Genomic DNA, 24562 nt, shown 5'->3' on the forward strand with positions numbered 1-24562 from the left:
TTCTCGTCGGTCAGGCCTCGAGTTTGTAGCCCAACCCGCGCACTGTCACCAGGTGTTCCGGCTTCGCCGGGTCGGCCTCGATCTTCGAGCGCAAGCGCTTGACGTGCACGTCGAGGGTCTTCGTGTCGCCCACGTAATCCGCGCCCCACACTCGGTCGATCAGCTGACCACGGGTCAGCACGCGGCCCGAGTTGCGCAGCAGGTATTCGAGCAGGTCGAACTCCTTGAGCGGCAGCGTGACCTGCCCGCCGTTGACGTGCACCGTGTGCCGGTCCACATCCATCCGCACCGGCCCGGCCTCGAGCACACCGTTCTCGCTGCCGGAGTCCAGCTCGTCTCCGGCTCCACGCCGCAGCACGGCGCGGATGCGGGCGATGAGCTCGCGCGCCGAGTACGGCTTGGTGACGTAGTCGTCGGCGCCGAGCTCGAGCCCGACCACCTTGTCGATCTCGCTGTCACGCGCGGTCACCATGATGACCGGCACGCCGCTGCGGGTGCGCAGCTGTTTGCACACGTCGGTGCCGCTCATGCCGGGGAGCATGAGGTCGAGCAGGACGATATCGGCGCCGGAGCGGTCGAATTCGGCCAGCGCGGAGGGCCCGTCACCGGCGATGGTGACGTCGAAGCCTTCCTTGCGCAGCAGGAACGCCAGCGGATCGGCCAGCGACTCCTCGTCTTCGACGATCAACACACTCGTCATCTGCGTGCCTCCACACCGTTCGTTCGTCCAGCGGGATTGCGCTGGGCGATGGTTTCTCTCGTGGCGAGCTCGGGCGTCTGCCCCGCGTCCTCGTCCCCATCGGTTTCCAGATGGGCGGGGATGCGCAGGGTGAACGTCGAGCCGGTGCCAAGTTTGCTCCACAGGGTGATCTCACCGTTGTGGTTGGCCGCCACGTGTTTGACGATGGCCAGGCCGAGCCCGGTACCGCCGGTTGAGCGGGAGCGGGCCTTGTCGGAGCGGAAGAACCGCTCGAACACCCGTTCCTGGTCTTCTTTCGCGATGCCGATGCCACGGTCGGTGACGGCCATCGCGACGTGATCGCCGCGCAGCGACCGGCTCACCGACACGTGCGAACCCTGCGGCGAGTACGCGATGGCGTTCTCCACCAGGTTCGACAGCGCGGTGACCAGCAGCGTTTCGTCGCCGAGCACTTCCAGCCCGCTCGGCCGGTCGGTGCTGACGGTGATGCCCGCGGCCTCGGCGGCGGTGCGCGAGCGGTCGACGGCCTGCTGCACCACGGTGTCGACATCGACAACGGCCAGGTCGGGCAGCTTCTCCGCGCCCTGCAACCGCGACAGCGCGATCAGTTCGGTGACCATCTTCCCGAGGCGCCGGGATTCGGCGAGCACGCGGGAACCGAAGTGCCGCACGGCGTCGGGATCGTCGGCGGATTCGAGCATGGCCTCGGCGAGCAGGCTCATCGCGCCGACCGGCGTCTTGAGTTCGTGGCTGACATTGGCGACGAAATCGCGCCTGGTCGCCTCCATGCGCGCCTGTTCGGAGTCGTCGTCGGCGAACAGCACGACGAAACTGGTCTCCTCGCGCGAGAGTTTGCGCGCGATGCCGCGCACCGCGATGCGGCCGCGTCCGGGTAACGGATTCTTCGCGGTGAGGTCGAACTCGGCGGATTCACCGGTGGCGAGGACCTTCTCGACCGCCGACCAGGCGCGTTCGTCGAGGAGCCGGTTGCGGACCAGTCCGAGTTCCTCGGCACGCGGGTTCACCAGCACCACGTCGCGGTATTCGTCGACCACGGCGATGCCGCTCTCGGAGGCGAGGACGATGAGGTCGAGCACCTGCGACATCGTGAGCCCGGTGTCCTCTTGCGTCCGCGCCGCTTGCCTGGCATTGACGTAGGGGATCAGCAGACCCCCGACTGCCAGTCCGACGACAGCCGCGAGGACTGCCAACAGCACGGCCTGCGGAACGCTCACGTTATTGATCGTACGAGTGCACACCGACTTCCCGGCGCGGGGTGGGGTGAAGTTTCGCGCAGGTCACGGGCACTTGGGGTGGTGTTCGTCCGCCGTTCACCCAGCGGGCACCCAGTGGGCCGCCGGGCGTGTCAGACGTCGGTTCCGCCGTAGAGCGCGGCGCTCACCGCGGCCCCGTGCGCGTCGACCCATGCACCGAGCGCATGAATCGGGACGAGCAGATCGCGCCCCGATTCGGTGAGTTCGTATTCGACCCGTGGCGGTGCTTCGGCGTACCGACGCCTGCGTACGAGCGTCATCCGCTCCATCCGCCGCAGGGTCTGCGTCAGCATCTTCTGGCTGATGCCGCCGATGCCCGCGAGAAGTTCGCTGTGACGTTGCGGACCCTCCCTGAGCATGTACACGACCACCGGCAACCACCGGTTGCCGAACAGATCGACGCCGAGCCTGGCCGGACAGTCGGCCTCGAATTCGCCGTAGGGAGCGAATCGGATCGGCTCAGTCATGTGTCCAGTTTGGCAGCGTCGTGAGGCACCCGGAGGTGCCTTTCGCAATCCCTAGCGTCTGTTGTGCCGGTGCCGCTCGGCATCGACGGATCACGGGAGTTGTCATGCGAATCGGAATCATCGGGGCAGGGTCGATGGCGGCCGCGCTCGGCGGCGGCTGGGCCCGTGTCGGCCACGAGTTGCTCATCGGCGCCCGCTCGGCACGCTCGGCTCGCGAGCTCGCCGACACCATCAACGCCGGCACCGAACCCAGACACCGGGTCGGTGCGGCCACGATCGCCGAGGCGATCGATTTCGCGGAGGTGGCGCTGCTCGCGGTTCCGGTAGCCGCGCTGACCGAACTGCTCGACGACCACAACGAGCGGTTGGCCGACCGTGTCGTCATCGATTGCACGAATGCGTTCCAGCCCGACGAGTCGGCGCCCGACGGCGCGACCGCCTTCATCCTCGGCGAACCGGCGGTAGCCGAGCGGATCGCGTCCCGCGCCACGCGTGCCCGAGTGGTCAAGGCCTTCAATCTGCTCGCCGCCGAGGTGTGGGCGGGCGAGGACCGCGTCTTCGACGGTGTTCGGCTGGCAGTCCCGTTCTGCGGCGACGACGAGACAGCGATGCGAATCGTTGCCGATCTGGCGGAAGACCTCGCGCTGCAACCCTTCCCCGCAGGCGGTCTGCATCGCGCCAGGTACCTCGAGGCAACGGCGGTCTTCACAGTCGGTCTCTGGTTCGCCGGACTGGACACCCGCGCCGCCTTACCTCCGCTGACTGCCGCTTTCGCCGTCGCCGATTGACGAACGGCCTGTCGCCCACCCGGATCGTTGTCAGGGTTTGGTCGCCTCGATCAGGGTCCGGCTGGAGTGTGCGATGAAGGGTCCTTCTCGCCGGATCTGTTCGTGCAGTTCGCGCAGCCGGTCGCGGTAGGTCTCGACCGTGAAACCGGGGACCATCCAGATCACTTTGCGCAGGAAGTAGACGACGGCGCCGATGTCGCCGAATTCCATGCGGAGACGTTCGGTGCGCTGGTCGACGATCCGCAGTCCGGCCGCGCGGGCGGCGGCGGCTTCGTCATCGGGATGGCGCGCCCGACGGGCCTGCGGTTGCGCTCCGAGGAAGTATTCGACCAGTTCGAACACGCTCGCGGGCCCGACGTGCTGAGCGAGGTAAGTGCCACCCGGTCGCAGCACGCGGGCGATCTCGTCCCACCACACGGTGGCCGGATGGCGGGCGGTGACCAGATCGAAAGCATTGTCGGCGAATGGAAGTGGCGGCTCGTCCGGTGTGGCGACAACGACGACGCCCCGCGGGTGGAGCAGCGCGGTGGCCGCGGCGACGTTCGGCGGCCACGATTCGGTGGCGACCATGGTCGGCGGAAACCGGTCGACCCCGGCCAGTACTTCCCCACCGCCGGTCTGGATATCCAACGCGGCGGTCACGGCCGGCAGCCGAGCACCGAGCAACCGCTGATACCCCCAGGACGGACGTTCCTCGCTCGCCCGTCCCTCGAGCCACGAGAAGTCCCACCCGGCCACCGACACCGAGTCGGCTTCCTCGATCAACTCCTCGAATGTCCGCATAATCCCCACCCTCTCAGGTCAGGCCGCGAACCCGAGTCCCAACGCCACCGCGACAGGCACCAGATACAACACCGGAAACGCCACCGTCTTGTACGACCGCGCCCTCAACACCGTCACCACCGCACCGGTGAAATACAGGATCAGCCCGACACCCGCGGCCACCCCGACCACCGGCACCCACAACCCCACCACCAACCCGACCGCCCCCGCCGCCTTCGCCACCCCCAACGGCGTCCACCAACTCTCCGGCACCCCGTAGTCCACCAGCGGATCGACAACAAACGCAGCCCGCCGCAATAACGAGAATGCCGAGAACCCGACCCACAGGGCGGCAACAACGGTAACGACAACGTAGGCAGTTTCCATGACTCGACTCCTTGCCCTGCCGCGCTTTTCGCGGCGTTCACAGAGTCGACGACACAGCCGTAGAAAGTGTGACATCGCCTCATTGCAGGGGAGACCACGGTTGTACCGAGAGGTCACGACGCCGTCACTGCCCTGACCGACGATCAGGATTCGACCGGCGAGCGCGGCCGACGATATTCTCCGCCCTGTCTCAGCCGGTATGCACGCCGATCGAGGCAGCAGCCTCGATCGCGTCGATCACACGCTGCTTTCCGGCCGGTTCGATGTGCAGGTCCTGGTACCGGCGGTAAGACAGATAACGGCCGTCATCGGAAACGTCGAGCCAGGTGAGGTACGAAGTGGGACCAGGCCGGCCCGACTGCAATCCGGTTCTGATTTCGATCCGCCCTCCTGCCGCCCGTTTCGCCTCGGTGAGCCGATGCATGCGGGCGGCGACGGAATCCGGTGGGCGCTGCCAGGATTCGAAATGTGTGGCCAGCCGGTCGACATCCTCGACCAGGTGGCCGACCTGTCCAGCGGGCTGGTCGCCGAGGAAGGCAGCGAACGCACGGTTGACCAGACCCGCACTGCCGGAGAACACCTCGACGCTGTGATCCTCGTATTGGCGAATCACGACCCCTCGGTCCCCAGTCCGCGCACCGTAGGCGCGCAGTTGTGGGCCGGTTTCGCTGAAGAGCGCCAGTGCCGTCTCGGGCCGCGCGGCGTGCCGGAGTACCGCGCTCAGGTCCAGATCAGCACCGGCGGGCCAACGTTGCGCGGCAGCGACGGCAAGCTTCTCGTACTCGCTTTCCGTCGCGGCGGCCGAGTACACGGTGAGCGGAAACGGATAACGATCGTCACCCGTCTCCCGCAACCACACATGCGCGAATTCGTCGGGGGTGAATACCCAGCTCATACGTTCCCGGACTCCTGCTCCGGCAGGCGGGTCGCCGGTGCGTCGGCACCGATGGCCTGGGGCACCGCATGCTGCTCGTCACCCAGCAGTTCGGGTTGAACACCACGCAGGTAGTCGGGCGCTTTGTGCTCGTCCTCGTCGTCCTTGCCGCCCCCACGCGCGCCCGGCGCACCCATCATTCCCGGACTCATCCCGCGCCCACTGGATCCCGCGGCACCCGAAGAACCTGCGGCGCCGGGGTTTTGGCCGGCAACCACCGGGCCGCGACCAGCCAGGGCACCACCCGGTGTAGGTGTGCCGCTACCCGGCGTCGAACCGCCCGGTGACCCGCCTCCCGGCGAACCACCACCCGGTGAACTACCGCCTGGCGATCCGGTACCCGGCGAACCAGCGCCAGGGGTCGTCGAGGATGGCGTGGTCGAGGATGGATCGGTACTCGCCGGATTGGTGGTGCTGTTCTGCCCCTGGGAGTCGTCGGTACCGCTGCTGTCGTCGTCATCCGTACCCGCACTGGATGTTTCGTCGTCCGTGGTCGTACCGGGCTGGTTCGGGTCCTCGGTGGTCGCGGTGTCGCCCGCATCGCCCGGCCCGGTGCCACCGCCACCGGCACCACCATTGTTCGATCCGCCACCGCCGGAGCCAGGATCACTCGTTCCGTCGCCCGGTTGGCTCGGCGCAACGAAGGCGGGCACGGATTCACCAGCCGGACCATAGGTGGGTTTGTAGGTCGAATTCATCGCCGCGATGGCCTGTAACCGCCGGTCTTCCGCCTCCCGTGCGGTGGTGGCTGCTGTGTCGGGAAGTATGAATTCGGTAAGGGTCGCCGGCATCGAAGTGCCACTGGAGGCAGGCGCATCCGTAGACGAAACCGGAGCCGGCACGGCGATTTTCACTGCCTCAGCACCGTAGGCAGCCGCCTTCACCCGGCGACCGACCACCGACAGCACCGTGTACACGTCCGTGACGTCGGTGATGAACCGCCGTCCGGCAGCCTCCCCTGCCGACGCGAACGCACCATCCAGACTCGAAGTCGCGCGCGCTGTCTGAATCATCAACCCGGTCACCGCACCCGAGATCTCGGTGAACATCTCGACCCACTTGTCACCGAACTGCTGCATCACTCCCGGCTGCATCTTCTGCACCGCGTCATAGATGTCCTGGTGCGAAAGACCTTCGAACACTTCGAAGTCCGCGATGTACTTCGGATCGGTCCCCCCATGACTCATCGACTCCTGCTGCTTCTCAGCACCCTGCTGCTGCCGCAGCCCGCTCACCGATTGCTCGAGCGGCAAGCCTGTCAGCTCCGAGATGTACTGATCCGGCGTACCGCCTCCCCCGTCCGCCATACTCAGTTCTCCTTACCGATGGATTTCTCCACTACCGAGGCGATTTCCATGATGTTGGCGCACGGGTCCAGCCCCTTGTTCTTTCCAAGGCTCTGGATAAGAGTCCCGACAATCACGAAACCGGCCTCTGTCACCATGTGCACCTGGCAGGCGTCCTCGCCTCCCGGTTCCCCACGCACCAACCCTGCCTGTCGGCCGTTCACGGTCGTCGCCGACAACCAAGCGCCGTTCTTCTGCAGATTCTCGTCCCAAGTCGTGTTCCCCGAGTCGACGTGGAGTGCGACAGTGTTGCCAGGGTTGTCGAACACACAGGTCAAGAAGGTGTACTCCGCTACAAGGTCCGGACCACGCCTCCGGGACTCGGGCCGGAATCCCATCGACTCGACCTCGGCATCGGTGATCCACGTACAGGGGTCGAAGACCACTTCCGGCCGACCCGATGACCTCGTGTACTTGTTGTCCTGCGACGGCGGTTGTAGCTTCGGATTCGTCAGAGTCGGCCGTACCCCCGACACCTCCGATGCGCTGGTCGAGTTTTCCGGCGAGCCGGAATTGGGCCCGGTGCTGTCGGTGGCCGAGCCGCATGACGAGGCTGCGATTACGACAAGGGCGCAGCCCGCTACCGTTTGAAATCTCATGTCACGCCTGTCCAGGAAGGTTGCTCAATGCGGTTGCAGTGAGTTCATCTGCCTCACTCAGGATTCCAGCAGCCTTCAGGTATCCATCCGCCATACCCCGCGCTGCGGTTGCCAGCTGACCGAGGACTTCCTTAGCCCGCACCGCCTTCTCTGCGAAGCCGGTCTGCAACTGTTGCGCTGACGCCAGCGACCCGAACCCATGGATGGTCCGGAGCATCTCGGCGTCTTTAACCCACTCGTCACACATCCCCGCGAACCGCAGATACGAGGACGCTACCTCCCGAGCAGCATCCGGCTCCATCCGCAACTGCCCCGACGACGCAGCGTTCCACAACTGGGCCGCAGCATCCCCACCGATCGCCATAGATTCCCTCCCCACATCCGGCCGGTCGCACGCAGTCTAACGCCCGCCTGGACCATCCGACATCATCGCGATCTCCACGTTCGTCACCGCGGCTCGAGACCAGGCTGAGAATCCAGATGGAACCATCTGCTGTTAGCTTGCGTCCAAGAGGTGTGTGAAGGTTCTGCAGAATATGGGGGAGGCGGTTCATGGCGCTCGAAGTCAGTCCTGACAGCTTGCGACAGGCCGCCGCAGCCCTCGCCCTCCTCCCCAACGACATCGAGAAAGCGAAGAAGCTCGGGGCGGCGCCGGTGGCCGCAGCGCTCGAGGGCTCAGCGGTCGGCTCTGCTCTCGGTGGCTCCGACTCCCGGAGCAAGACGGCGAAAGATGTGCTGAAGGCACGATTCAACCACCTGTCGGGCCTGATGGCCCTGTCGGCGAACAAATACGAGGGCACCGACGCGGATGCGGCACGGCGCCTTGCCGCTGTTGCCGACTTGAACTCCGGCAACGCCCACGAGGGGAAGTGACGTGGCCCCACCTGCTGACGTCCTCACCTGGGATCTTTCGCACCTACCTGCCGTGGCGACCAGCGCGGGCGAAATCGCCGACGCCATCGTGGCTGCGGCCGGCACCATGCACAACACGATCCACAACGGCTTGATCTGGAAGGGCGATGCGAAAACGGCCGCCGAAGACAAAGCCGACGAGGAACAGACCCAGATGCGCGCTATCGCGGTCGCCTACGACGACCTGGAGGCCGCATGCAACGGCGCCTACCAGGCCATGAATCAACCGCTGGCCGACATCAAAACCATTTACCAGAATTACGTGACGGGGAAGGTATCGGTCACCGACGACTGGAGCGTCCACGGAGTCGATGACTGGAACTCCGAAGCGGGTATCCAGTTGGCCCGGCTACCGGGACTTGCGTCGGCCCTGATGACCGCCGATGCCACGTGGGGTCAGAAGATTGCTGATGCGAACAGCGAGCTCGACCGAATGGCGCCCGCGTCGGCATTGACCGCTACGGCCGCAGCGATCACCGCGATCAAGAACGAAGATCCTTCGGCTATCCCCGATTCCATCGCCACATCCCCCGCGTCGCATTGGGCACCGGACAAAGAAGCGATGACCGCTGCCGCAATAGCGGGCGCCATGACCGACGGCACTCGAATGGGCCTCGAATCCGCGGCCAAAGATGCCGCGGACAAGGGCGTTCTCAAATGGGTCGAGAACTGGGGCAAACTCGATGACGCCGGGAAGTACACCACGGGGCTGAGCAGACTCGGGATCGTCGGAAACGTCATAGGCACTGTCCCAGCGATCGCCAACGACATCAACGGTGGTATGAACCCAACCGAGGCGATCGTTAGCGAAAGCGCGGGGACAGCGGTGGGCATGGCAGCGGGTTCCGCGGCCGGCGTCTGGGCGGGCGGGGCAGCCGGGGCGGCATTAGGTTCCGTCGTGCCGGGAGCAGGAACCGCGGTGGGTTTCGTAGTCGGGGCGGGCGTAGGTGCCGGGATGGCGTACCTGACGTCCAAATCTATCCAGTGGGTCTGGTGAGATGACTAACTGCTCCCCTCCGAAGCCGCCGGTCGTAGTCGTCGATCGACAGTGGCACGAACGAGCGTCACGGGGCATGATTGCCTTCACAACGATCATGATGCTCGTACTTCTAGCTGCCGCGTCGGTTTGGCTGGTGATTGCGCTCCGAGGCGATGGCAAAAGTATCATGACCATCCTCGGACACCTCGGGGCGATTACCCTATTTCTCGGCGCCGCAGGAATGTTCGGCGCCAGGTTGCTGACGATGTTCCCACATGCGGCCGCAACAGTGCCCCCCACTACAAGTCGAAATGTCGACGCGGAATGGGGATCGGGGATCCACCTACGACAAGAATCCAGTCTGCTGTCACTGGAACTGACCCTCGCCGGTTGCGGCCTCTTCGGCTTCGCAGCCTGGTGGGACTGGCACGCAGGCGGCACAGACGGCTTACTTCCGTTCTCCCGCAACAACAGCGGCGGCGCTATCGGCGCACTGGTGTTCTCGATCGTAACCGTTATCGCACTCCTCCTGATGATTTTCGCGCGGTTCGCACGAATTCGATGGGAATTGTACCCGGCAGGAATCATCTGCCGAATGCCTATGCGCGGAACTTCACGGATCAACTGGTCGGACATCTCGAGCATTCGCGGCGATGTGTGCAAACTCTCGGCTCAATACGATAAGGCGCCGGTTGTCCTGGCGACCTTGGCAGACAGCTCCCGACCGGCGAAGCACAAATTGTTCGACAGAGTCGGTGAATTAGGAATTCCGGCTTGCATTCTTCGATGCGATTCAGATCTTCTGCTGGCGCTGATGAAACATCTCCTGGACGAGCCGGAGTCGCGACAGCTTCTCGCGACCGAGGCCGCGACGGAGTGGTTCACCCTGCGTTATCACCAACTGCCGAACGACTGACGCAATCAGGAGCACAGCATGAACCAGAGTCTTGCCGAATATCTCCATGGACGCGAGATCCGAATCATCCCGGTACACACCGACACCATCGGAGCGCCGGATATCCGTGTTGTTCCACCGGAGGGCTGGCTCGAGATCGGCCAGGATGCGATGCCAGGCGTCTACGCGGCGTGGGCGAATCCGTCGGCCGATGGAGGAGGGTGGGCGGACAACGTCCTGGTCATGGTCGGCCGACTCAGCGAACGAGTCGATTCTTCAGAGTTGATGGACTGCGCGTTCGTCGACTCCCGGCGGCTGCCGAGCTGGATCGAGCAATCGGCCGAATTCGTGGATTGCGACGGGTATCGGGCGGCCACCATCTCGGGTCTCTATACCGGTGGTGAGCTGCGTGTCCGCACCAGAACGCAATATCTGCTGATCGATGTTCTCGACCACGACTATCTGGTGCAGTACACCGCTACCGTCGCCGCAGACTCGGCTGCCTGGGACATCATCGACCTTCCGTCACCCTTGTCGGTGGTGTGGCCACCGCGCGGCTGCTGAGACCTGTGCCCGCAGGAGCGACCCGGTGCCGCACCGTGCGAACGATGCGGCACCGGCTCGATGGAACGACTACTTCCCGCCCTGGTTGGCCACGGCGGCCGCACCGGCCGCGGCGGCCTCGGGGTCGAGGTATTCGGCCGGCTTCACCGGGCGCAGGTTCTCGTCGAGTTCGTAGCGCAGGGGGATGCCGGTGGGGATGTTGAGGCCGGAGATGTCCTCGTCGGAGATGCCGTCGAGGTGCTTCACCAGGGCGCGCAGGGAGTTGCCGTGGGCTGCCACCAGGACGGTTTTGCCGGTGAGCAGTTCCTTGGAGATGGTGTTCTCCCAGTACGGGATCATGCGGGCGACAACGTCTTTGAGGCATTCGGTCTTGGGGACCTCGATCCCCGCGTAGCGGGGGTCGCCTTCCTGGCTGTACTCGTTGTCGTCGGCGATGGGCGGGGGCGGGGTGTCGTAGCTGCGCCGCCACAGCATGAACTGGTCCTGGCCGTACTGTTCGCGGACCTGCTCCTTGTTCTTGCCCTGCAGGTCGCCGTAGTGGCGTTCGTTGAGGCGCCAGTCGCGGATGACGGGGATCCAGAGGCGATCGGCCGCGTCGAGCGCGTTGTTGGCGGTGCTGATCGCGCGACGCAGCAGCGAGGTGTAGACGATGTCGGGCAGCACGTCGTGCTCGGCGAGCAGCTCGCCTGCCCGCTTGCCCTCGGCGATGCCCTTGTCGGTCAGGTGCACATCCACCCAGCCGGTGAACAAGTTGAGGGCATTCCATTCGCTCTCGCCGTGGCGCAGCAGCACGAGGGTGTAGGTCATGAGGTCATTCTGGCATTTCACCCGCGCTCGGCCCACGCCACCTCGTCGATGGCGAGCACGCCCGCACCGACCAGGGTGGCACCCTCGGGCAGGGTGGAGAGTGAAACGTGAAGAGCGTCGATGAATTCGAGCCCGGCGTGCCGGTCGACAGCGGCGCGCAACGGCCCCCACAGCGGTTCGCCGGAGTCGGCGAAGCCGCCACCGATCACCACGCGGTCCACGTCGAGCAGGGCCGCGGCCGAACAGACGGCCCGACCGAGAGCGGTCCCGGCCCGTGCCATCGCGGCGACGGCGACGGGCTCGCCGTCGCGGGCGGCCTGCGCGAGTTCGATCCCCGTCGCACCGGTCCAGCCCTGCGCACGAGCCCAGCGAACGGTCGACATCCCACCGGCAACCGCTTCAACGCAACCGAAACCGCCACAGGCACAGGGCGTTTCATCACCGGGCACGATGATGTGGCCGATGTGGCCCGCATTGCCGGTTCGCCCGCGAAGCACCCGCCCGTCGGCGAGCACCCCGCCGCCGACCCCCGAAGACACCGTCAGCGCCAGCCCGTTGTCGAGCCCGCGCAACGCGCCGACCCGATGTTCGGCGAGTACGAGGCACGCGCCGTCGATCGCGAACCGCACGGCCGCACCGGGGAACACCGAGCGCACCCGGTCGACGATGGGGAACCCGTCGCGCCACCGGGGAAAGTTCAGCGGTCGTGTCACCCCGGCCGGCACATCGACGGGTCCGGCCGACCCGATGCCGACCGCGCGAACCTCGTTGTCCCCCGCCACAGCGAGCAGTAACTCCCGACACACCGCCCACGGATCGTCGACGGCCACGGCCGCGCGCCGCACCGAATGCACCGTGTAGTCCGGATCAACCACTCCTACAGCGAATTTCGTCGCTCCGATGTCGAGTGCGAGGACAACCATCGCCCACTCCTGTCTGTTCGGCCGGTAGCCGGTTGAGCAGCCATGACCCCGTCGTCGATGTGAACGCTCACAAAAATGTGGCGGTGGACACTTTGACTAGTGGTTGCTCCACACCGCCGGTTTTCGTTGGATACTTCGTCCGGGTCGGGTGACTCCGTTGGGCTGCGTTACTGATGATGAAGGAAAGTTGTGTCGAAATTAGTAGTACTGGTGTTGAGCCTGCTCTCGGTAGGCCTCCTCGCCGCTCCCGCGGCTGCGAATCCGCTGTATCCGACGCCCGATCCTGACCCGTTCTTCACCGCACCGGCCGACATCGCCGCGCTGGCTCCCGGCGACGTGGTCCGCACTCGCCGCATCGACACGATGCTCTACCCCGGCACCGAGGGCTGGCAGGTCGCGTTCCGCTCCACCAACTCGGCGGGCAACGCGATCATGGGCGTCACCACGGTCTTCATGCCGATCGGGGTGAAGAGCCCGCCGCTGGTCTCCTACCAGGCGCTGATCAACTCCATCGGCACCCGGTGCAACCCGTCGAAGTCGCTGTTCAACGGTGAGCTGCAGGACGCACCGGGCGCGATGCTGCCGATCGGTCGCGGCTGGGCGGTTTCGGTGCCCGACTACCTCGGCCCGACCGTCGCCTACGGTGCGGCGCGAATGAGCGGCATGGTGACCCTCGACAGCGTGCGTGCGGTGCAGAAGGTCACCGAACTGGGTCTCGGCGGCTCGCCGGTGGCGCTGGCCGGGTACTCCGGTGGCGGCATGGCCACCGCGTGGGCCGGTGCGCTGCAGCCGGAGTACGCGCCCGAACTGAAGCTGGCCGCGGTGGTCGCCGGCGGTATCCCGAGCGACCTCGAACTGATGGCCGACGCCCTCGGTTTCGCACCGCACCCCGGTTTCGGTCTGGCCTTCGCGGCCGCCATGGGCATCGAGCGCGAGTACCCGGATCGGGTGCCGGTGTCGGATCAGCTCAACGAGACCGGCCTGTGGTTCCGCGAGTTCACCAAGGACGCCTGCCGCCGCTTCCTGCTCTTCCACGGCATCTTCCGCAACGCCGAGCAGATGGCCGCGTCGAAGGAACTGCTGTCGAGCCAGGTGGCGCGTGGTGTGCTGCGCGAGAACAGCATCGTGCACTACGAGGGTGCGCCGACCGCGCCGACCTACATCTGGCAGGGCCGCTACGACACCCTCACCCCGTACGGCCCGGTGGCCGACACCGTGTCGCACTGGTGCGGTGCGGGCGCGCCCGTGAAGCTGGCGACCTACGACATCGCCGAGCATATGACCGCGGCCGTGGCCGGTTTCGTCGACGCGTGGAGCTACGTGGAGTCCCGCTTCCGTGACGAACCGGTGCCGACCACCTGCTGAGAACCCGAACGCGGGTGCCGCACAACGGCACCCGCGTTTCTCATACCTTGTCGGCCTCGTCGATGAGATGTTCGAAGGCGCGCAGGTTCTTCAGCGATTCCCCGCGCGAGACGCGCCACTTCCATTCCTTGCGAATGGATTCCGCGAAGCCCAGCTCGAGCAGCATGTTGAAGTCGGTGTCGACGGCCTCGAGGACCTGACCGAAGATGCGGTCGAGTTCGTCGGCGGTCACCGACTCGGTCGACATGCGACCGACCAGGTAGATGTCGCCCACATTGTCGAGGGTGTAGGCCACACCGTAGAGGCGGCGGTTGCGGCGCAGCAGGTACTTGTAGACGCCTTCGAAGTTCTCGTCGGGTTTGCGGCAGACGAACGATTCGATCCGCACACCGTGCTTGCCGACGGTGAGCATCACGGTGGTCTTGAGCTTGCGCTCGCCGGGCAGCACCACGATGAAGGTGTCGTCACCGTGGCGGGTGTATTCGATCTCCCGGTCGCGCAGCGTCTCGTCGATCACCTGCGATACGGCGCTCACCTGAGTACTCCTGTCCGGCGCCGCCACAGCGCCCGCGATCTGGCTTGGCTTGTCTCACCCGCGCGCAGGGCGATCGGGCTGCGTTCGACGCGCATACCCGCGATCGCGGCGGCGTAACTGTCGAGCAGTCCTTCGGCAGTGTGCGCCCAGGAGAACCGGCTCGCGTGCTCGACCGCCGTGGTGCCCATACGGCGCAGGCGATCGGGGTCGTCGAGCAGGGCGGCCAGGGCGTCGGCCCAGTCGCCGGTGCGGTGGCTCGGCACGAGCAGACCCGATTCACCGTGCCGCACAGCGGTTCCCAGGCCGCCCACGTCGGCGGCGAGCACGGGGGTGCCGCTGGCCTGCGCCTCGATGGCGACCAGACCGAACGACTCGTTGTAGCTGGGGACGGCGACCACGTCGGCCGCGCGGTACACCTGCACTAGGCGGTCGGCGGGCTGCGGCGGCAGGAAGGTGACCTGCTCGGCGATGCCGAGGTCGGCGGCCAGTTCGATCAGGGCGTCGGGGCGGGCCAGGCCGGTGCCGGAGGGTCCGCCGACGATCAGTACGCGCAGCGCGCGCCGCGGGTCGCGGGCCAGCAGCTCGGCGGCCGCGCGGACCAGCACATCGGGGGCCTTGAGCGGCTGGATCCGGCCGACGAACGCGACGACCTGTTCGTCGGCGCGCAAGCCGAGTTCGGCGCGGGCGGCGAGTTTGTCGCCGGGCCGGTAGCGGCCCAGGTCGGCGCCCGGGGGGACCACATCGATGCGGTCGCGGTCGGCGCCGTAGAGGTCCACCAGCTGACCGGCTTCGTCGGCGGTGTTGGCGACCAACCGGTCGGCCTCGGCGATCACCTGCTTCTCCCCGATCACCCGCGTCTCGGGTTCGGGGGTGTCGCCCTCGGCGAGCGCGAGGTTCTTCACCGCGGCCAGCGTGTGCGCGGTGTGTACCAGCGGCACCCGCCAGCGGTCGCGGGCGAGCCAGCCGACCTGACCGGAGAGCCAGTAGTGCGAGTGCACGAGGTCGTAGTGGCCGGGCAGGTGCCGAGCCTCCTGACGCAGCACCTCGGCGGTGAAGGGGCACAGCTGGGTGGGCAGTTCCTGCTTGTCGAGCCCTTCGAACGGTCCGGCGACGACGTGGCGCACGAGCACACCGGGTGCGGCCTCGGCGACCGGCGGCAGGTCCGAGGAGGTGGCCCGGGTGAAGATCTCCACCTCGGTGCCCCTGGCGGCCAGTTCCAGCGCGGTCTGCAACACGTAGACGTTCATGCCCCCGGCGTCACCGGTGCCGGGTTGGGCCAGCGGGGAGGTATGCACCGACAGCACCGCGATGCGGCGGGGCCGAAGTTCAAGACGTCGCTGACTCACACCTTCCAGTGTGCACGCCGCGACGCCACCGATAACATCCCTACCGGGATCGGTGACGGCCATCACAGGCGTGCGGTGAGTGAGCTCACGCACCGATCGTCATCGAGCGTGCCCGATCCGGGCGGCACACGCCAGCGCTTTTCGGCCGTCGCATTCAGCGGTTGAGCGCGGACTCGAACTGCGGCCACGAGGTGTGCAGATCCTCCTCCCAGTAGCCCCACGAGTGGGTGCCGGTTGGCCGCAGGTTGACGGTGGCCGGGATGCCGAGCGACTGGAACCGGTCGCGCAGCTGACGGGTGCACTGGTGGGTGACCGCTTCGAGCGTGGCACCGAAGGCCAGCTGGTAGGCGAGCTGCAGCGGGTCCGGCTGGACGGCCGGGTTGTCGTACGGGCCGGGGAGGCCGGTGCCGGAGGAGATGTAGACCTCGGTGCCGCGCAGGGATTCGGCGTGCAGGTACGGGTCGTGGGCCGACCAGGCCGGGTCGGTGGGCGGGCCCCACATGTTGGCCGCGTTGCCCATCCGGCTGCCGACGACGGTGCGCACGATCGCCTGCCCGCGTAGGTCGCTGGTGCGCACGCACCCGCTGTAGGAGCCGATCGCCCGGTAGAGGCCGGGTTCGGCGAGGGCGAGCTGGAATACCGAGGTGCCTGCCATCGAGAGCCCGGCGATCGCGTTGGCGCCGGTGCCCCCGAATTCGGCGTCGATCAGGGGCGGCAGTTCCTTGGTGAGGAAGGTCGCCCAGCGCTGCTTGCCCAGCACCGGGTCGTCGCTGCGCCAGTCGGCGAAATAGCTGCCCGCGCCGCCGAACGGGATCACCACGTTCACCTGTTTGTCGCGGAAGAACGACACCACATCGGTGCGGTCGAGCCAGTTGCCGTCGGCGCCGCCACCGACGCCGTTGAGCAGATACAACGTCGGCGCGGGTTTCGACGGGTCGGCGGCGCGCAGCACCCGCACCCGGTTGACGTTGTCCATGGCGGGTGAGTACACGCCGATATCGATGGTCTGATCGGCTTCCACGCGCCGATCGTCGATCCGTGCCTGCTCGATCGGCTCGGAAATCCCCTGGCCCGCCGCCGTTGCGGTGGCGAGCATCGCGGCCAGCGCCGCGAGGACGATCCGAACCCCCAACGCCCGACAAGACATCATCGAACTCCGATCGCCGAATCCTGTTCCTGATTCGTGATTCAACGACATATCCGAACGCTACACAGGCTTTCAGGAAATCATTGTGACGATCCCCAGAAGATTTTCCGTGAAACTGTGCGGATAGTTCGCTACAGGAACGATCGCAATCACGGGCTTATCACGCCCATGCAATGCTACTTGACGACCAGCGCTCTAGCTGCGGAAACAGACGACGAGTGACTCGATGCGAAGCGCTCACGGCGGACATCGACTATGCCCGAATCAACCTCATTACAGCCTAAAAATAGACCCTCCGGATTGGTTCCGGGCACAGTCCGACAATCCCCCGTGACGCCGCGCCGCAATTCAGTCCAGCGCGTCGACGAACTCGCTCACCTCGGCGACGAACCGGGCCCGATCCTCGATGAACAGCCCGTGCTGAGCGCCCTCCCAGAACGAACCGCGCGCGCCCGGCACGTTGTCGACGATGTAGCGCCCGTTGTCGGCGGGCACAACCGGATCCGCGGTGCCGTGCAGCACCAGCACCGGGATATCAAGGGCGCGAAGGGTTTCGGTGTTGTCGATGGTGCGGTAGAACAGCGCCTTGCGCACCGAGGGCGCGGTGGCGAGACTGCCGCCGAACAACCGCTGCGCGTCGACACCCTTGTCCTCCCCCGGCCCGGTGTTCGCATTACCGAACACCGCGAACGCGCGCACCGCCCGCCCGGCCGACTCCTCGAAGACACCGGGGATCGCCTTGTCCATCGCGGGCCCGGTCGCCGCACCCGGCACACCGGGGCCGATGTGGGCCAGCGAACCGGTGTAGATCGCGGCCGCGACGGCGCCGGTGCCGTAGGTGGCGAGGTAGTCGGTGGCGACGATGCCGCCGTAGGACCAGCCCAGCAGCACGGCACCGGAGTCGATGCCCTCGGCGGCCAGCACCGCGGCCACGTCGGCGGCCCAGGCCTTCGGGTCGTCGTACACGCCGGGGTCGTCGGAGTAGCCGTGCCCGCGCAGGTCGACCGCGATCACCCGGTAGCGCTGCGCGAGGTCGTCGGCGGCGGCGCCCCAGCAGCGCAGGTTGCCCGCCCAGCCGTGCAGCAGCACCAGCGGCCTGCCCGTCTCCGGACCGGTGACCCGGTAGACGATCGTCGTTCCATCGGCGCTGACAGCATCACGAATACCCATGCCGACAGGCTAACGCCGGTATCGCTCACCGTGATCGGAGCCGTGGCGGCGGCGAAACGGCGGCGAATAGGATCGGTGGTCATGAGTACTCGCACCGCCGTCGTCACCGGAGCCAGTTCGGGCATCGGGGAAGCCACCGCACGGGAACTGGCCAAGCAGGGGTATCACGTCTACGTGGGGGCCCGCCGGTTCGACCGGGTGCAGCGGCTGGCCGAGGAGATCGGCGGCACCGCGCTGGAACTCGACGTCACTTCCGAGGACTCGGTGCGCGCGTTCACCGACGCCGTGGAGCGGGTCGACGTGCTGGTCAACAACGCGGGTGGCGCGAAGGGGCTCGCGCCCGTGCTCGAGGCCGACCTCGACGACTGGCGCTGGATGTGGGAGACGAACGTGCTCGGCACCCTGCGCGTCACCAAGGCGCTGCTGCCCAAGCTCATCGCTTCCGGCGACGGTCTGATCGTCACCGTCACCTCGATCGCGGCCATGCACGCCTACGACAACGGCGCGGGTTACACCTCGGCCAAGCACGCCCAGGGCGTGCTGCACCGGACCCTGCGCGGGGAACTGCTCGGTCAGCCGGTGCGGCTCACCGAGATCGCGCCCGGCGCGGTGGAGACCGAGTTCTCCCTCGTCCGCTTCGACGGTGACGCCGAGCGGGCGGCCAAGGTCTACGAGGGCATCGATCCGCTCTACGCGGAGGACATCGCCCAGATCGTCGCCTTCGCCGCGAGCAGGCCGGCGCACGTCAACCTGGACACGATCGTGGTGAAGCCGCGCGATCAGGAGGGGCCCGGCCGCTTCTCGCGTCGTCCCGCGAACTGAAACCGCAGGTCGTGAGCCTGACCACAGATTGTTGCTGACAATTCGCTGAGCGAATGACCAGTCATTACCATCTCTGCGATGGGCAGAATCAAGTCGGTATTCGACGGTTTCAAGAACTTCCTGATGCGCGGCAACGTCATCGATCTCGCGGTCGCCGTGGTGATGGGTACCGCGTTCACCGCGGTGGTCACCTCGGTCACCAAGGGCTTCGTGAACCCGCTGCTCGCGGTGTTCGGCTCCACCAATGAACTCGGCCTCGGCGTGCAGCTCATCGCCGACAAGCCCGCCACGTTCATCGCGGTCGGCCCGATCATCACCGCGTTCATCGACTTCATGATGGTCGCCGCGGTGCTCTACTTCGTGCTGATGGTCCCGATGAAGTCGCTGAAGAACAAATTCGGTACCACCAAGGAAGCCGAGCCGACCGAGACCGAACTGCTCATCGAGATCCGCGACCTGCTGGCCAAGCAGCAGGGTCTGGATGCGGCGCAGACCGCGGCGCTGAGCACCGAGCAGGCCAAGAAGGACCCGGCTCAGCTCACAGACTGATCCCGACGGTCACCGGTTCCGGTTCGAGCACGATGCCGAACCGTTCGCGTACTCCGTCGCGGACCGTCCGGGCCAGCTCGACGATGTCGGCCGCCCGCGCCGCGCCCCGGTTGGTCAGGGCGAGGGTGTGTTTGGTCGACAGCCGCGCGGGCGCGTGCTCGCCGGGGAAACCCTTGGCGAAACCGGCGCGTTCGATGAGCCAGCCGGCCGAGAACTTGGTGCCCGAGGGGGCCGGGTAGGTCGGGACGCTCACCTCGCCGAGGTGGGCGGTGATCGCGGCCAGCACCTGGTCGAGGCGGTCGGCGCCGACGACGGGGTTGGTGAAGAACGAACCCGCGCTCCAGGTGTCGTGGTCGGCGGGGTCGAGCACCATGCCCTTGCCCGCGCGCAGGCGAAGCACCTCGGCGCGCACCTGGGCGGCGGGCCGGGTCTCGCCTTCGCTCGCGCCGAGCACGCGGGCCAGTTCGCCGTAGCGCAACGGTGCGCTGGTTCCGGTGGGGTCGAGCCGGAATTCGACGGCGAGCACCACGGCGGCGTCGCTGTGCTTGAGCACGCTGGTGCGATAACCGAATCCCAGCTCGGCCGGTTCCGCCCAGCGCACCTCACCGCTCACCCGATCGAGCAGCCGCACCCGGCGCAGCAGCGACTCCACCTCCACGCCGTAGGCGCCGACGTTCTGCACCGGCGTTGCCCCGACCGAACCAGGGATACCCGAGAGGCATTCGAGCCCACCGAAACCGGCCGCCACCGAAGCCGCGACGAGCTCGTCCCAGTTCGCGCCCGCCTCCGCGAGCACCGAATCGGTCCCGAACTCGACTCCGGTGTTGCGCACCCGAACGACCACACCGTCGAACCCGGCGTCGTCGATGAGCAGGTTCGATCCACCCGCGACGAGCAGCACCGCCACACCGGCATCGTCCAGGGCCCGCACCGTGGCGACGAGCGAGGACGTGCTGTCGCATTCGGCGACCAGCGCGGGACCGCCGACGCGCAGCGTCGTCAGTTCCGACAACGGCACCGCCGGGCGCACCACCGCACCGGTCTCGGCCAGCAGGTCACGCAGCTGTTCGGGGGACACCACCCGTGTTGTTCGCACGTCAGAAGACGGTACCGTGTCGCACATGGCTACACCTCTGGCGTTCACGGCCGGTTATACGCATTCCATCGACGCGGTGCGCGCCGCGTACTCCGATGAGCAGTACTGGAAGGCCCGCATCGCCGAGGTCGGCGGCCCCAGCGCGCGGCTCGATTCGCTGACGGTCGACGGCGACCAGGTCCGCATCCAGCTGGTGCAGTCCATCCCCGCCGACCAGCTCCCGCCCGCCATCACCGCCGTGCGCCCCGGCGACCTGGTGATCCCCCGCGTCGAGCACTACACCGGCACCTCGGGCACCTTCGAGGCCCACGTCGACGGCGCCCCCGCCACCGTCCGCGGCACGGTCACCCTCACCCCGACCGCCACCGGCTGCGAGGGTTCGGTCACCGGCACCATCGAGGTGAAGATCCCCCTCTTCGGCGGCAAGATCGAAGCCGCCATCGCCGAACGCCTCACCGAACTCCTGAGCAACGAGGCCACCTTCACCGAACAGTGGTTGAGCAAGTAGCAGCCTCCCCGACCCCGGGAGACCTGACCTGAGGAGGGTCCGCCGCGAAGCGGCGGTTCGCGGCCGTCCCGACGATCAGGTGCCGTGGCGTAGGCGACGAAGGAGCAAGCCACGGCGCCTGATCGTCGGGACTTGCGGGGCCGCGAACCTCGAGCGCACCAGCGCTCCAACGACGCAGTAACGTGTTCGGGCATGGCACGTCGACTGGACTACTCCGCCCGTTACCCGCTGCACACCACCGAAGAGCTGTACGCGGCGTTGCAGAGCAGGGATTACTGGGAAGCGCGTGTGGCGGAGATGCGTAAGTACGCGCCGCACAACGAAGTGATCAGCCACGAGGTGAGCGACGACGGCATCGACGTGGTGCTCGCCCACACCCTGCCGCGCGAGATGCTCCCGGAAATCGCGCAGACGGTGATGCGCAAGGACATGGTCATCACCCGCAAGGAGAGCTGGGGTCCGTTCGACCACGACGAGACCGAGGGCAAGTTCTCCGCCTCCATCCCGGCGGGCCCGGGCAGCCTCAACGGCACCATCCGCCTGTTCCCCACCGAGACCGGCGCGACCATGCGCTTCTCCCCCGTCGCCAAGGTGTTCATCCCCATGGTCGGCCCGCGCCTGGAACAGCTGATGCTGGTGAATCTCGTCGACCTGTTCCGCGCGGAGCAGGAGGAAACGCTGCGCTGGCTGGAGACGGCCGCCAAGAACCCGGTCTGATCCTCGTCCCATGACCGGCACGAGGAGGACGGTGCCGGTCGGCACCATCACGCGCGGCACCACCGGCGTCAACCGGTTGCGCCGCAGCGATCGCTGGCTGGTCAACGACGACCTGGTGAGCACCCGCCTGCGCGAGGCCGTCGACCCGCTCGTGGTCGACCTCGGCTACGGCGCGGCGGGCTGGACGACGATCGAACTGGCCGCGCGCCTGCGCACCGTTCGCCCCGATCTGCGTGTGGTCGGCCTCGAGATCGACCCCGCCCGGGTGCTGCCCCCGCGCGACGGCGTGCGTTTCGCCCGCGGCGGTTTCGAACTGGCCGGTCTGCGCCCGGTGCTGGTCCGCGCCTTCAATGTGCTGCGCCAGTATCCGGAGGACGCGGTCCCGGCCGCGTGGTCGCGGATCCAGTCGAACCTGGCACCCGACGGCCTGCTCGTGGACGGCACCTGCGACGAACTCGGCCGCCGCAGCGCCTGGGTGCTCCTCGACCGGCACCGCCCCCTCTCGCTCACCCTCGCGTGGGATCCGTTCACCGTCGAGCGCCCGTCCGATATCGCCGAGCGACTGCCGAAGGTGTTGATCCACCGCAATATTCGCGGCGAGAAGGTGCACGCCCTGCTCACCGCCGCCGATCAGGCCTGGGAGCGCAGTGCCGCACTCGCACCCTTCGGTCCACGTACCCGGTGGCGCGGTACGGCGGAGTTGTTGCGCGCCAACGGGTTCCCGGTGCGCGCCTACAACCGGCGGATGCGTGATTGTGTGCTGTCGGTGCCGTGGGATGTCGTCGCACCGAACGGGTGGGAGGAGGACGAGTAGCCCCGTCGGAGGAAGTCAGACCGCGAGCAGTGCCCGCCGTATCCGTCCAGCTGCCCGGGGAGCCAATTGCTCCGCACCCCAACGTATCTCGTCGACGTCACACCGGTGGATGGCAACCGCGTCGGTCACCACCTCGTTCAGCGCCGACTGCGCGATCTCGGTTTCGGCCAGGTCGAGCACCGTCCGCGCCGGTGTGGTCACCAGGAACGATCCCGCCGATTCCGTCGCCGCCCCGGTGAGCTTGCGCCGGGTGAGCACCAGCCGTGGCGTCACCGGTGGTCGCCCCGCCGACACCGACAGGTGCAGAAACCGTGGCCGCAACCGTCCGAGCCCGTGCAGTTCGGCCGCGCTCTGATACGACACCACGGCGGCACCGTCGAACCAGGCCGCCCACATCGCGTATTCGTCGAGGGGGCCGGGCCGCCATTGCGCCAGCCGCAGCATCCCGACTCCCGATCTGGTCACCGACCCGTCGGCCAGCGCGGCCCGCACCCGCAGCTCACAACCGGTGCGCAGGACCTGCCTGGTGGTGAAGAACCCCGCGTGTCGTCCGGCGAGGCGCCGCAGCACCCGCCACCGGTGTTCGGTGGTCCCCGCCATCCGGCGCGCTCCCTCGCCAGCCATCCAGCCATGCTACGCCGGGTGAAGTGGTACAGATCACAAAATGAAAGAAGGCCTTCATGGCCTCCTCAGAGCGGACACAGAAAAATCCGGAAGAATCGACTGTCATGAGCACCCAGACACCCCAACGCCCGAAGGTCCGTCGGCGCACGCTGGTGATCGCGTTGGCCGTGGTCGCCGTGCTCCTCGTCGGCACCATCGTCGCGACCGAAGCGTATGCCCGCCACCAGATCTCGCGCTGCATCAGCAGCCAGTTCGAGCAGGAGATGGGCTCGAGCATCGACGTGAGTTTCGGTCCGAAACCGATGCTGATCACCTATCTCGACGGCAAGGTCGGGTCGATGAGCATCGACAGCGAGGACAACAAGTTCGGCCCGGCTGTGGGCATGGTCGTGCACGCGAAGTTCTCCGACATCGAACTCACCGATCGTGGGCGCGGCGGCGCGACCGTCGGCAGCTCCAGTGCCGAGGTGACCTGGAACAACGACGGCATCCGCCAGACCCTCGGCACCATGGTGAGCGGGGTGAGCTCCTCGGCGAGCAGCGACGTGCTCACCCTCGACGTGCTCGGCGGCCTGGCCCAGCTGCAGGTGCAGCCGATGGTCCGCAACGGCAATGTGGAGGTGGAGACCAAGTCCGCGCAGCTGCTCGGCATCGGCCTGCCCACCGACCTGGTGCAGGGCATCGTCGAGACCTTCACCCAGAGCCTGCAGAGCTACCCGCTCGGCCTGCGCGACCAGAAGGTCGACGTCACCGATGACGGTGTGGTCGTTCACCTTTCGGGCGGGCGCACCGTCCTGGAGAGCTCCGGGCGCAGCGACGCCGAGCTGCGCTGCTGATCAGTCCGGGAAGCCGTCGAGCACGACCGCCGACTTCGACAGCCCGAGCCGGGTGGCGCCCGCCTCGATCATCGCCGCCGCGTCCTGCGCGGTCCTGATCCCGCCACTGGCCTTGACGCCGAGCCGGCCGCCGACGGTGTCGGCCATCAGCCGCACCGCGTGCACGCTGGCCCCGCCGGCGGGATGAAAACCGGTGGAGGTCTTCACGAAATCGGCACCGGCCTTCTCGGCGGCGCGGCAGGCGCCGACGATCGCCTCGTCGGTGAGCGCGGCCGATTCGATGATGACCTTCAGCACGGCCCGGTCCTCGACCGCCTCGCGCACGGTGATGATGTCGGTGAGCACCGCCGCGAAATCACCGGCCACCGCGGCACCCACGTCGATCACCATGTCCACCTCGGCCGCGCCGCTGTCGACGGCCAGGCGTGCCTCGGCACCCTTGATCAGCGAATGATGTTTGCCCGAAGGGAATCCCGCGACGGTGGCGACCACCAGCCCCGGCGCGCGCACCGGAAGCATCGACGGTGAAACGCAGATCGCGTACACGCCGAGTTTGCGGGCCTCGGCGATCAGGTCGTTCACCTGGTCCGGGGTCGCTTCGGGAGCGAGCAGGGTGTGATCGATCATGGCGGCCACGTCGGCCCGGGTCAGCGACGTCATGGGAGCGAGTCTGGCATATCGGCACAGAAGTCCATT

General features: G+C 67.1%; 30 protein-coding genes. 12 read left to right on the forward strand and 18 right to left on the reverse strand.

Annotation, left to right across the window (positions count from 1 at the left end; genetic code table 11):
* Nucleotides 1-10: 10 nt before the first annotated feature.
* From ACSVDM_RS09880 to ACSVDM_RS09890, 3 genes are all read right to left on the reverse strand, one after another.
* Nucleotides 11-700: a response regulator transcription factor gene (locus ACSVDM_RS09880; protein ID WP_067484899.1), complete on the reverse strand. Its 690-nt coding sequence runs from the start codon at nt 698-700 to the stop codon at nt 11-13.
* Nucleotides 697-1935, reverse strand: coding sequence for a sensor histidine kinase (locus ACSVDM_RS09885; protein WP_067484896.1), 1239 nt, complete (start codon nt 1933-1935; stop codon nt 697-699). The genes ACSVDM_RS09880 and ACSVDM_RS09885 overlap by 4 nt, the downstream gene beginning before the upstream one ends.
* Nucleotides 1936-2066: 131 nt before the next feature.
* A complete protein-coding gene (locus ACSVDM_RS09890; protein WP_439264132.1) occupies nt 2067-2441 on the reverse strand; it encodes a winged helix-turn-helix transcriptional regulator in 375 nt (124 codons plus the stop codon).
* Nucleotides 2442-2545: 104 nt separating this feature from the next.
* Here ACSVDM_RS09890 and ACSVDM_RS09895 point away from each other — a divergent pair, with 104 nt between their 5' ends.
* On the forward strand, nt 2546-3229 hold the full coding sequence (locus ACSVDM_RS09895; protein WP_439264134.1) for an NADPH-dependent F420 reductase: 684 nt from the start codon (nt 2546-2548) through the stop codon (nt 3227-3229).
* Nucleotides 3230-3259: 30 nt separating this feature from the next.
* Here ACSVDM_RS09895 and ACSVDM_RS09900 read toward each other — a convergent pair whose 3' ends face one another.
* The 6 genes from ACSVDM_RS09900 to ACSVDM_RS09925 form a co-directional block, all read right to left on the reverse strand.
* On the reverse strand, nt 3260-4015 hold the full coding sequence (locus ACSVDM_RS09900; protein ID WP_439264403.1) for a class I SAM-dependent methyltransferase: 756 nt from the start codon (nt 4013-4015) through the stop codon (nt 3260-3262).
* A 15-nt stretch (nt 4016-4030) separates the two neighbouring features.
* The gene (locus tag ACSVDM_RS09905; protein ID WP_439264135.1) at nt 4031-4378 is read right to left on the reverse strand and encodes a DoxX family protein; all 348 of its coding nucleotides are present in this window, start codon (nt 4376-4378) and stop codon (nt 4031-4033) included.
* Nucleotides 4379-4568: 190 nt separating this feature from the next.
* On the reverse strand, nt 4569-5273 hold the full coding sequence (locus ACSVDM_RS09910) for a hypothetical protein (protein WP_439264137.1): 705 nt from the start codon (nt 5271-5273) through the stop codon (nt 4569-4571).
* Nucleotides 5270-6619, reverse strand: coding sequence for a hypothetical protein (locus ACSVDM_RS09915; RefSeq protein WP_439264139.1), 1350 nt, complete (start codon nt 6617-6619; stop codon nt 5270-5272). Before ACSVDM_RS09915 ends, ACSVDM_RS09910 begins: the two co-directional genes overlap by 4 nt.
* A gap of 2 nt (nt 6620-6621) precedes the next feature.
* Nucleotides 6622-7257 carry a DUF3558 domain-containing protein gene (locus ACSVDM_RS09920; RefSeq protein ID WP_439264141.1) on the reverse strand — a complete coding sequence of 212 codons (636 nt, stop codon included), beginning with the start codon at nt 7255-7257 and terminating at the stop codon, nt 6622-6624.
* Nucleotide 7258: 1 nt separating this feature from the next.
* On the reverse strand, nt 7259-7621 hold the full coding sequence (locus tag ACSVDM_RS09925) for a hypothetical protein (RefSeq protein ID WP_439264142.1): 363 nt from the start codon (nt 7619-7621) through the stop codon (nt 7259-7261).
* Between the two features lie 188 nt (nt 7622-7809).
* On the opposite strand from ACSVDM_RS09925, the gene ACSVDM_RS09930 reads away from it, so the two are divergent.
* The 4 genes from ACSVDM_RS09930 to ACSVDM_RS09945 all read left to right on the forward strand — a co-directional run bounded on the left by ACSVDM_RS09930 (nt 7810) and on the right by ACSVDM_RS09945 (nt 10607).
* Nucleotides 7810-8130 (forward strand): hypothetical protein, encoded by a 321-nt coding sequence (locus ACSVDM_RS09930; RefSeq protein ID WP_439264144.1) that lies wholly within the window; start codon nt 7810-7812, stop codon nt 8128-8130.
* Between the two features lie 52 nt (nt 8131-8182).
* On the forward strand, nt 8183-9166 hold the full coding sequence (locus tag ACSVDM_RS09935) for a hypothetical protein (protein WP_439264146.1): 984 nt from the start codon (nt 8183-8185) through the stop codon (nt 9164-9166).
* Nucleotides 9167-9242: 76 nt separating this feature from the next.
* Nucleotides 9243-10064 (forward strand): hypothetical protein, encoded by an 822-nt coding sequence (locus ACSVDM_RS09940; RefSeq protein ID WP_439264148.1) that lies wholly within the window; start codon nt 9243-9245, stop codon nt 10062-10064.
* 18 nt (nt 10065-10082) lie between these two features.
* Nucleotides 10083-10607 (forward strand): LpqN/LpqT family lipoprotein, encoded by a 525-nt coding sequence (locus ACSVDM_RS09945; protein ID WP_439264150.1) that lies wholly within the window; start codon nt 10083-10085, stop codon nt 10605-10607.
* A gap of 69 nt (nt 10608-10676) precedes the next feature.
* Here the strand turns inward: ACSVDM_RS09945 and ACSVDM_RS09950 are convergent, their stop codons facing one another.
* The gene (locus tag ACSVDM_RS09950; protein ID WP_067485849.1) at nt 10677-11414 is read right to left on the reverse strand and encodes a phosphoglyceromutase; all 738 of its coding nucleotides are present in this window, start codon (nt 11412-11414) and stop codon (nt 10677-10679) included.
* A 17-nt stretch (nt 11415-11431) separates the two neighbouring features.
* On the reverse strand, nt 11432-12337 hold the full coding sequence (locus ACSVDM_RS09955; RefSeq protein WP_439264152.1) for an ROK family protein: 906 nt from the start codon (nt 12335-12337) through the stop codon (nt 11432-11434).
* 189 nt (nt 12338-12526) lie between these two features.
* On the opposite strand from ACSVDM_RS09955, the gene ACSVDM_RS09960 reads away from it, so the two are divergent.
* Nucleotides 12527-13702, forward strand: a complete 1176-nt coding sequence (locus tag ACSVDM_RS09960; RefSeq protein ID WP_439264154.1) for a lipase family protein — start codon at nt 12527-12529, stop codon at nt 13700-13702.
* Nucleotides 13703-13742: 40 nt separating this feature from the next.
* Here the strand turns inward: ACSVDM_RS09960 and ACSVDM_RS09965 are convergent, their stop codons facing one another.
* The 4 genes from ACSVDM_RS09965 to ACSVDM_RS09980 all read right to left on the reverse strand — a co-directional run bounded on the left by ACSVDM_RS09965 (nt 13743) and on the right by ACSVDM_RS09980 (nt 17900).
* Entirely contained in the window at nt 13743-14237 is a 495-nt protein-coding gene (locus ACSVDM_RS09965; protein ID WP_225278482.1) for a YbjN domain-containing protein, read from the reverse strand.
* Nucleotides 14234-15592, reverse strand: a complete 1359-nt coding sequence (gene mshA / locus ACSVDM_RS09970; RefSeq protein ID WP_439264405.1) for a D-inositol-3-phosphate glycosyltransferase — start codon at nt 15590-15592, stop codon at nt 14234-14236. Before mshA ends, ACSVDM_RS09965 begins: the two co-directional genes overlap by 4 nt.
* 145 nt (nt 15593-15737) lie before the next feature.
* Nucleotides 15738-16733: an alpha/beta hydrolase gene (locus tag ACSVDM_RS09975; RefSeq protein WP_439264156.1), complete on the reverse strand. Its 996-nt coding sequence runs from the start codon at nt 16731-16733 to the stop codon at nt 15738-15740.
* Between the two features lie 345 nt (nt 16734-17078).
* The gene (locus ACSVDM_RS09980) at nt 17079-17900 is read right to left on the reverse strand and encodes an alpha/beta fold hydrolase (protein ID WP_439264158.1); all 822 of its coding nucleotides are present in this window, start codon (nt 17898-17900) and stop codon (nt 17079-17081) included.
* Nucleotides 17901-17981: 81 nt separating this feature from the next.
* Here ACSVDM_RS09980 and ACSVDM_RS09985 point away from each other — a divergent pair, with 81 nt between their 5' ends.
* Entirely contained in the window at nt 17982-18722 is a 741-nt protein-coding gene (locus ACSVDM_RS09985) for an SDR family NAD(P)-dependent oxidoreductase (RefSeq protein ID WP_357150203.1), read from the forward strand.
* Between the two features lie 78 nt (nt 18723-18800).
* On the forward strand, nt 18801-19271 hold the full coding sequence (mscL, locus tag ACSVDM_RS09990; protein WP_225278479.1) for a large conductance mechanosensitive channel protein MscL: 471 nt from the start codon (nt 18801-18803) through the stop codon (nt 19269-19271).
* Here the strand turns inward: mscL and ACSVDM_RS09995 are convergent.
* Nucleotides 19261-20394 (reverse strand): UDP-N-acetylmuramate dehydrogenase, encoded by a 1134-nt coding sequence (locus ACSVDM_RS09995; protein WP_439264160.1) that lies wholly within the window; start codon nt 20392-20394, stop codon nt 19261-19263. The genes mscL and ACSVDM_RS09995 overlap by 11 nt on opposite strands.
* On the opposite strand from ACSVDM_RS09995, the gene ACSVDM_RS10000 reads away from it, so the two are divergent.
* The 3 genes from ACSVDM_RS10000 to ACSVDM_RS10010 all read left to right on the forward strand — a co-directional run bounded on the left by ACSVDM_RS10000 (nt 20393) and on the right by ACSVDM_RS10010 (nt 22406).
* Nucleotides 20393-20875 (forward strand): DUF2505 domain-containing protein, encoded by a 483-nt coding sequence (locus ACSVDM_RS10000; RefSeq protein ID WP_439264162.1) that lies wholly within the window; start codon nt 20393-20395, stop codon nt 20873-20875. The genes ACSVDM_RS09995 and ACSVDM_RS10000 overlap by 2 nt on opposite strands.
* A 192-nt stretch (nt 20876-21067) precedes the next feature.
* Nucleotides 21068-21592, forward strand: a complete 525-nt coding sequence (locus ACSVDM_RS10005) for a DUF2505 domain-containing protein (RefSeq protein WP_356985297.1) — start codon at nt 21068-21070, stop codon at nt 21590-21592.
* 10 nt (nt 21593-21602) lie between these two features.
* Entirely contained in the window at nt 21603-22406 is an 804-nt protein-coding gene (locus tag ACSVDM_RS10010) for a class I SAM-dependent methyltransferase (protein WP_439264163.1), read from the forward strand.
* A gap of 15 nt (nt 22407-22421) precedes the next feature.
* On the opposite strand, the gene ACSVDM_RS10015 is transcribed toward ACSVDM_RS10010, so the two are convergent.
* Nucleotides 22422-23030 carry a hypothetical protein gene (locus ACSVDM_RS10015; protein WP_067484825.1) on the reverse strand — a complete coding sequence of 203 codons (609 nt, stop codon included), beginning with the start codon at nt 23028-23030 and terminating at the stop codon, nt 22422-22424.
* Nucleotides 23031-23134: 104 nt separating this feature from the next.
* On the opposite strand from ACSVDM_RS10015, the gene ACSVDM_RS10020 reads away from it, so the two are divergent.
* The gene (locus tag ACSVDM_RS10020; RefSeq protein WP_439264165.1) at nt 23135-23866 is read left to right on the forward strand and encodes an LmeA family phospholipid-binding protein; all 732 of its coding nucleotides are present in this window, start codon (nt 23135-23137) and stop codon (nt 23864-23866) included.
* Here ACSVDM_RS10020 and deoC read toward each other — a convergent pair whose 3' ends face one another.
* The gene (deoC, locus tag ACSVDM_RS10025; protein ID WP_356985300.1) at nt 23867-24526 is read right to left on the reverse strand and encodes a deoxyribose-phosphate aldolase; all 660 of its coding nucleotides are present in this window, start codon (nt 24524-24526) and stop codon (nt 23867-23869) included.
* Between the last annotated feature and the right edge of the window lie 36 nt (nt 24527-24562).

Origin of the sequence: Nocardia sp. JW2 (assembly GCF_051843015.1) — a bacterium.
Lineage (GTDB): Bacteria > Actinomycetota > Actinomycetes > Mycobacteriales > Mycobacteriaceae > Nocardia > Nocardia coubleae.

What these genes read in the sequence shown, in the direction of transcription:
- ACSVDM_RS10015 (WP_067484825.1), bottom strand. Translation starts at nt 23,030, where the DNA reads ATGGCTGGCGAGGGAGCGCGCCGGATGGCGGGGACCACCGAACACCGG.
- ACSVDM_RS10005 (WP_356985297.1), top strand. Translation starts at nt 21,068, where the DNA reads ATGGCACGTCGACTGGACTACTCCGCCCGTTACCCGCTGCACACCACC.
- ACSVDM_RS10020 (WP_439264165.1), top strand. Translation starts at nt 23,135, where the DNA reads ATGAGCACCCAGACACCCCAACGCCCGAAGGTCCGTCGGCGCACGCTG.
- ACSVDM_RS09915 (WP_439264139.1), bottom strand. Translation starts at nt 6,619, where the DNA reads ATGGCGGACGGGGGAGGCGGTACGCCGGATCAGTACATCTCGGAGCTG.
- ACSVDM_RS09955 (WP_439264152.1), bottom strand. Translation starts at nt 12,337, where the DNA reads ATGGTTGTCCTCGCACTCGACATCGGAGCGACGAAATTCGCTGTAGGA.
- ACSVDM_RS09975 (WP_439264156.1), bottom strand. Translation starts at nt 16,733, where the DNA reads ATGATGTCTTGTCGGGCGTTGGGGGTTCGGATCGTCCTCGCGGCGCTG.
- ACSVDM_RS09905 (WP_439264135.1), bottom strand. Translation starts at nt 4,378, where the DNA reads ATGGAAACTGCCTACGTTGTCGTTACCGTTGTTGCCGCCCTGTGGGTC.
- ACSVDM_RS10000 (WP_439264162.1), top strand. Translation starts at nt 20,393, where the DNA reads ATGGCTACACCTCTGGCGTTCACGGCCGGTTATACGCATTCCATCGAC.
- ACSVDM_RS09890 (WP_439264132.1), bottom strand. Translation starts at nt 2,441, where the DNA reads ATGACTGAGCCGATCCGATTCGCTCCCTACGGCGAATTCGAGGCCGAC.
- ACSVDM_RS09995 (WP_439264160.1), bottom strand. Translation starts at nt 20,394, where the DNA reads ATGTGCGACACGGTACCGTCTTCTGACGTGCGAACAACACGGGTGGTG.
- ACSVDM_RS09930 (WP_439264144.1), top strand. Translation starts at nt 7,810, where the DNA reads ATGGCGCTCGAAGTCAGTCCTGACAGCTTGCGACAGGCCGCCGCAGCC.
- deoC (WP_356985300.1), bottom strand. Translation starts at nt 24,526, where the DNA reads ATGACGTCGCTGACCCGGGCCGACGTGGCCGCCATGATCGATCACACC.
- ACSVDM_RS09920 (WP_439264141.1), bottom strand. Translation starts at nt 7,257, where the DNA reads ATGAGATTTCAAACGGTAGCGGGCTGCGCCCTTGTCGTAATCGCAGCC.
- ACSVDM_RS09910 (WP_439264137.1), bottom strand. Translation starts at nt 5,273, where the DNA reads ATGAGCTGGGTATTCACCCCCGACGAATTCGCGCATGTGTGGTTGCGG.
- ACSVDM_RS09940 (WP_439264148.1), top strand. Translation starts at nt 9,243, where the DNA reads ATGATTGCCTTCACAACGATCATGATGCTCGTACTTCTAGCTGCCGCG.
- ACSVDM_RS09980 (WP_439264158.1), bottom strand. Translation starts at nt 17,900, where the DNA reads ATGGGTATTCGTGATGCTGTCAGCGCCGATGGAACGACGATCGTCTAC.
- ACSVDM_RS09925 (WP_439264142.1), bottom strand. Translation starts at nt 7,621, where the DNA reads ATGGCGATCGGTGGGGATGCTGCGGCCCAGTTGTGGAACGCTGCGTCG.
- ACSVDM_RS09880 (WP_067484899.1), bottom strand. Translation starts at nt 700, where the DNA reads ATGACGAGTGTGTTGATCGTCGAAGACGAGGAGTCGCTGGCCGATCCG.
- ACSVDM_RS09895 (WP_439264134.1), top strand. Translation starts at nt 2,546, where the DNA reads ATGCGAATCGGAATCATCGGGGCAGGGTCGATGGCGGCCGCGCTCGGC.
- ACSVDM_RS09950 (WP_067485849.1), bottom strand. Translation starts at nt 11,414, where the DNA reads ATGACCTACACCCTCGTGCTGCTGCGCCACGGCGAGAGCGAATGGAAT.
- ACSVDM_RS09945 (WP_439264150.1), top strand. Translation starts at nt 10,083, where the DNA reads ATGAACCAGAGTCTTGCCGAATATCTCCATGGACGCGAGATCCGAATC.
- ACSVDM_RS10010 (WP_439264163.1), top strand. Translation starts at nt 21,603, where the DNA reads ATGACCGGCACGAGGAGGACGGTGCCGGTCGGCACCATCACGCGCGGC.
- mscL (WP_225278479.1), top strand. Translation starts at nt 18,801, where the DNA reads ATGGGCAGAATCAAGTCGGTATTCGACGGTTTCAAGAACTTCCTGATG.
- ACSVDM_RS09985 (WP_357150203.1), top strand. Translation starts at nt 17,982, where the DNA reads ATGAGTACTCGCACCGCCGTCGTCACCGGAGCCAGTTCGGGCATCGGG.